Consider the following 1528-nt stretch of genomic DNA (forward strand, 5'->3'; position numbering starts at 1 on the left):
GAACATTCGTGTTTCTGACTAATAATATGGAAATCACCGCAGCACAGGTAGCACTACTTTACAAAAATCGCTGGCAAATAGAGTTATTCTTTAAACCCAGATTACGCAATAGAAGATTTGAAAGGCAAGATAAAAGTTTTAGTCTGATCCCATAGTCCCTCGAACCATTGTCTTCGTTTAAGATTTAGCGCGAGTTTTAGGACGTATTGTTCGTTTACTTTTTCAAAATAAGCACCGATAGCGAGCGTTTTGTAGCGTATTGTCGAGAGTGTTTGTTGGGATTTTCCCTGCAGGATAAACTGTCGAAAAAGTGCCATTAGATTGTAAGCCAGCATAGCAAACATCAATGCGGCTTCGGTGCCATAGAATCCTTTGAGATTAAAGCTGTCAAAGCCGAAATCATATTTAAGTTCTTTAATTCGGTTTTCGGCACCCCCCCCCGCCCCCGGTATAGACGCCAGACTTCAGTAGCAGCGAGTTTGAGGCTGGTTACATAGGCTGTATAGCGGTATTGCTGATATACTTCTTCGTTTTCAAACAGGCGTAATGTTTTGCCAGGCGCCTTGGGTCGTTCTTTGATCAACTGTCTGTACGATAACCACTCTGCGCGGTTTACCCCATTCAGCGGCCTGATACATCGTTTCAGTTACCTCAATGCCATTATCAATTGTCACCCAAGCCTGTTGTTGCGATATAAGGTATTGTATCGGATGATAAAATCTGGCGGCAACCACATAGTCTAATTGCCTTTGTTCCAGATAATCAAAAATCTCTTTACGATGAAAACCACTATCCAACCTAACCAGGCTCACCGTCTTGTTTTTCAGTTTGTTCAAGGTATCTTCTAAAAACGACAGGAAGTTATTGGCCGCTCCGGTATCTCCGCTACGAAGCCACATATTGGCCACAAGCTTCACATCTGATACAAAAGCGATAAGCGGATGGTGTGAATTGCGTCCGGGCTTCTGCGGATTATACCCTTTTTTGCTCCCTTCCTGGCTGCCATATCGCGTAATGACAGAAGAATCAAAGTCGAGCGTGAAGTTGTTAAACTTAACATTATCGAATAACCATGAATAAAAATAGTCACCAACACGCTGGTTGGAGGCATGGGTGAATTTGGAAAAAAATCGTTTATAGGTATCCTGTCCGGGAGCTGTTCGCCACCCGAAGATTTTACTCAGCGCCAGATCATGGCGAGTTACTTCGGTATGCAAAAAACGATTGGCGCCACACCAAATACTGGCAATAAAACCTTCAATGATGGTAACAGGATCGTAACCCCGGTTTGAACCGGGCCGAGGCAAATCCTCCTGCTGCTCTATCGCTTGTCGAAATCCTATTTTATCCAACATCTGACGCAGAAATAACATCCCGCCCCAGGGAGTGACTTCCTTATCTGTATACCTAATTTCGAAATCCATACGCTAATTTAATCTATTGCTACGCATTAGAAAATCCCATTGCGTAATTCAGGTTTAAGGGAAGGTTTTTTAGGGAAGAAATGGTAAGCGCAAAGCACGCCCAT

At 43.4% G+C, this 1528-nt stretch carries 2 protein-coding genes and 1 pseudogene; 1 reads left to right on the top strand and 2 read right to left on the bottom strand.

What is annotated here, in order from left to right:
- A pseudogene (locus LX99_RS25275) lies at nucleotides 1-116 on the top strand (transposase); the annotation flags it as partial.
- Here LX99_RS25275 and LX99_RS26530 read toward each other — a convergent pair.
- Both LX99_RS26530 and LX99_RS26200 read right to left on the bottom strand, forming a co-directional pair.
- Entirely contained in the window at nucleotides 102-461 is a 360-nt protein-coding gene (locus LX99_RS26530; RefSeq protein ID WP_211319100.1) for a transposase, read from the bottom strand. The pseudogene LX99_RS25275 and the gene LX99_RS26530 sit on opposite strands and share 15 nt — an antisense overlap.
- A gap of 72 nt (nucleotides 462-533) precedes the next feature.
- The gene (locus LX99_RS26200) at nucleotides 534-1424 is read right to left on the bottom strand and encodes a transposase (protein WP_109611128.1); all 891 of its coding nucleotides are present in this window, start codon (nucleotides 1422-1424) and stop codon (nucleotides 534-536) included.
- Nucleotides 1425-1528: the final 104 nt, after the last annotated feature.

The sequence above is a fragment of the Mucilaginibacter oryzae genome (genome assembly GCF_003148845.1).
GTDB classification, from domain to species: Bacteria; Bacteroidota; Bacteroidia; order Sphingobacteriales; family Sphingobacteriaceae; genus Mucilaginibacter; species Mucilaginibacter oryzae.

Bases quoted from the DNA above. Each gene is read 5' to 3' on its own strand.
- LX99_RS26200 (WP_109611128.1), bottom strand. From the start codon at position 1,424: ATGGATTTCGAAATTAGGTATACAGATAAGGAAGTCACTCCCTGGGGC.